Source organism: Halomonas sp. B23F22_20, from assembly GCF_043496985.1.
Classification (GTDB): Bacteria; Pseudomonadota; Gammaproteobacteria; order Pseudomonadales; family Halomonadaceae; genus Halomonas.
In genome coordinates this window covers 1-550 of sequence record NZ_JBIEKH010000123.1, presented here as the reverse complement: position 1 = coordinate 550, position 550 = coordinate 1, and the positions used below count along the sequence as shown (strand labels likewise).

At 53.5% G+C, this 550-nt stretch carries 1 protein-coding gene; it reads right to left on the bottom strand.

Annotated features, from left to right (window positions below; all coding sequences use genetic code 11):
* The coding region (locus tag ACGTN6_RS20910; protein ID WP_394595024.1) for a TraI domain-containing protein at positions 1 to 550 on the bottom strand (550 nt) is incomplete at both ends.

Below are 550 nucleotides of genomic sequence, written 5' to 3'. Positions count from 1 at the left end.
AGTTACACCACTTTCGAGCAGGTGTGATTTCAAATCACGGGGCACTCGGGGGGCAACTAGCCAAAGAGCTTCATCCGTGAGGAATGCTGGAGCTCCCTGCACATTAAGAGAGAGCCTTTCTTTCACCAAGAAGCGCAAACCGTCAGCGAGTTTCCGCTGTAGTGACTCGACCGGCGCTTTGAATGCCTGAGAGGGATTACCGCCCAAGGCCTTCGCCACACTAGACTGATCAGCCTGGTTAACGATTTCACCGATTATACCCGCTCGTTCCGGATGCCCCGAGATCGTATACATCATCAGGGTAAATACTTCGGGCGAGCTATATAGCCAGTCAAGAGGGGCCGGACCGAGAACCCGGTCACAGATGATCGGATTGATGGCTTCGTGGAGATGATAGTCTCGACCGGGGCGATATCGGATCTGATAGGGTTCTGGGATATTGCCATGCCAGAGTCGCCAGGTCTTGCCGCTTTTCGTATAGACATCAATATCAACGAGAACCTTTGCGGCATCGTGCATTATAGCCGCGTAGACAACGGCAGCGCTCCAG